This window comes from Candidatus Thermoplasmatota archaeon, assembly GCA_018814355.1.
Classification (GTDB): Archaea; Thermoplasmatota; Thermoplasmata; order UBA10834; family UBA10834; genus COMBO-56-21.
Map to the genome: position 1 here is coordinate 1 of JAHIZT010000135.1, position 3,094 is coordinate 3,094.

The window sequence follows — 3,094 nt, forward strand, 5'->3', positions numbered from 1 at the left end:
ATCATCCACGCGCAGAGCGTCGAATGCCTTGAGAGGCTTGGCGTCCTCATACACAGCCAGAGCGTGCTGAGGATGCTTCAAGAGGCAGGAGCCGAGGTGGACCTCAAGAAGAAGATCGCCAGGATTCCGGAGAAGGTCGTCAACGGCGCGATCAAGAAGGCTCCCAAGGCCATCACACTAGGTGCCAGGGATCCGAAGCGCGACCTCAAGATCCCTGTCACGCGCTTTCCCTTCGTCTCGACCGCAGGGGTCACGGTCTTCATGACGGATTTCGAGACGGGAGAGAGGCGCAAGGCGACGAGCAAGGATCTCGCGGACTTCGCGAGGCTGACCGACGCGATGGACCCTGTGGATGCGTTCTGGCCGATAGTGACGACATCCGAAGTCCCCGCCCATGCACAATTCGCCAACGAACTCTGGGTGTCTCTTCAGAACACGACGAAGCACATCCTTGGCTCAGCGGGTTCGGGCACCCTTGGCACGCCGGACGCGAAGACTCAGATCGCTCTCGGGGCGCTCGTCGCGGGCGGTTCGGAAAAGCTCAGGAAACGGCCACTGTTCTCCGTCCTGAGCTGCATCGTGCCACCGCTGGTGTTCGAGGCAGGTGCCGTAGAGGCGCAGGTGGAGTACGCGCGCGCGGGGATACCTATCATATCGATGTCCATGTGCATGGGAGGCATGACCGCTCCAGTGACGCTCGCGGGGACTATCCTCACCCTTAACGTCGAGAATCTCGCGAGCCTGGTCATCACCCAGGCCGCGGCTCCTGGGGCTCCTCACATATACTGTTCCGAGGCGACGCTTGGCAACGTGGTGACGGGACAGATTGGCTATCGGGGCCCCGAGGCACCGATGATATTCGCCGCAGCTGCACAGATGGCCCGCAGGTATGGCCTCCCGAAGATGGCCGGCATACTGGGGATCGATGGTGAGGTCCCGGGCGTGTTCATTCCCTATGGCGAGGTCTCTGCGCTAATGCTCTCTACGATGTCGGGGACGGACCTATGCTCAGGTATAGGGGGACTAGATCTCGACAAGGGATGCTCCCTGGAGCAGGTCGTGATAGACTCCCTAATGTGGGAGGAATACCGTGCGTTCATGAGGGATTTCCCCGTGACGGAGGAGACTGCCGCGTTGAAGGTTATTGAGAGGGTGGGGCAGGGGAACACCTTCCTCAATGATCCGCACACGGTTCGGAACTTCAGAAGCCAGATGCTCATGAGAAACAAGAAGATGGAGCTGTATGGGGCTACCATGTCGGACAGGATGGTTGCAGATGCGAGGGATGTGGTGAGAAAGACCCTCAAGGAGCATTCAGTGGAACAGTTGGACAAGGACATGCTGGGAAAAGGAAACGGGATTCTCAACGCGTATGCGGAATCGCGAAGGTGAGAAGAGAGATCCGACAGAGATGCATGCATAGGACATGCAGTGAGCCGGATGTGAAATGAGACATCTGGCTAGCTGTCAATCAGGAGGGTTATCGCACCGAGCTGAACTCCTTCTTCCCTGTCTTCTCAGTTTATACTCCGACCGGAATCCAATGTGTTGCCACACTGCGACCCTAGTCGGCCAGCGCCAATTCTTAAGTATGCTTATTCAGATTACTGGGTCAGCTGAAGGGGGAGGACAATGAAGGCAGGTACTGGAAAACGAGGGTTTGTAAGATTAGCTCTAGTCGCTATCTGCGCAATGGTGTTGATCGTTCCGTTGGCAAGCTTCCATGTGAATGCAGCTCCGAAAATTCCACTGGAAGCCCGCAGCACTTGGGACGCCGACATGATAAACAGCGATACCACAGGATACACTGGAAAGGGCGTGTACGTTGCAGTTCTGGACACGGGACTCGCGCCTAACTGGAAAGACTACTTCCCTGCGGATCACATTGCAGCAGATCTTGGAAAAGGCTTCAAAGAAGAGATAAAATGGGACGTGAAGACGCAGACATTCCTGGAAAGCGGAACAGTGCACGAAATAAGCTGGATCGGAAGCACCGGCTCCACTCACGGCACACACGTGACGAGCACAATACTCGGCTACAATTACTATGCGCCAGCCGACGCTGCATCAGGATTGCCGCTATCGCCAGTATTCGTGAAAGGAATAGCACCTGACGTGAAGATCATACCGGTCAGGGTTTTAGCCGACTACTCGATCGGAAAATCGAAGACTGATCCAGTAAACTACACTGACCAGAAGTTCGTCATGGGCACGGATCGTGCAGTAGCAGCGGGCATAAGATATGCTACTGATCTGAAGATAGCAGGTTACAGCCCGATGATAATCACAATGAGCCTCGGAGGACCAGCTCCTGCATCAGTCATGGAAGATGCAATCGATTATGCAATAGCCAACGGCGTAATCGTTGTAGCATCAGCAGGAAACGAGGGAGACGATGGCATGGGCTATCCAGGCGCCTACCCGCAAGTCATATCAGTGGGCGCTTCCGGATGGAAGTACGAATGGTATGCACCCGGCACTGATCCTGTTCCGCCGCTTCCCCGTTACAGACTCTGGTGGCTCCAGGACGCGACCTACGGGTTCAATGAAATCCCCGAGGATCCCTCAGACCTGGTCAATGAGGTCTACATCGCGAACTGGAGCAGCAGAGAGATAGACGACCAGCAGCTTGACGTGGTGGCTCCAGGAAGCTGGGTCAGAGGACCATACCCAGGATATCCAGGCTACTCTCATCTCCCATGGTGGAGCCCGGGGCTTGGATGGCTCGCAGGCAGGAACCCCGGAAACTTCTACTACCTAGGCGGAACGAGCATGGCCGCGCCACACGTGACAGGCGTTGCCGCCCAAATGCTCGAGAAGAACCCGGCGTTGGATCAAGGACAGATCGAGACAATCCTGAAAGACACGGCTCTGGACATACCAGCTGGATCTATGGACATATGGGATCTAATCCCAACACAGGGTTGGTACACATACTCGTGGGAAGCTAACGCGACTGGTTCGGGGCTAGTCCAGGCAAATGCAGCCTTGGACGAGGTACCTGCGGTTTAGTGCAAGGTCCCGTAGGCTGTTACTCACCAGAGCTAGCCTCTGTCAAACCCTTTTCTTTCTGTTTTCATTTCATACCGGCAGG

The 3,094-nt window shown here is 55.9% G+C and carries 2 protein-coding genes; both read left to right on the forward strand.

What is annotated here, in order from left to right:
- On the forward strand, window positions 1-1,392 hold a 1,392-nt coding region (locus KJ653_10300), incomplete at its 5' end, for a trimethylamine methyltransferase family protein (protein ID MBU0686218.1).
- Window positions 1,393-1,779: 387 nt separating this feature from the next.
- Complete coding sequence (locus KJ653_10305; GenBank protein ID MBU0686219.1) at window positions 1,780-3,012, forward strand: S8 family serine peptidase; 1,233 nt, start codon at window positions 1,780-1,782, stop codon at window positions 3,010-3,012.
- Window positions 3,013-3,094: the final 82 nt, after the last annotated feature.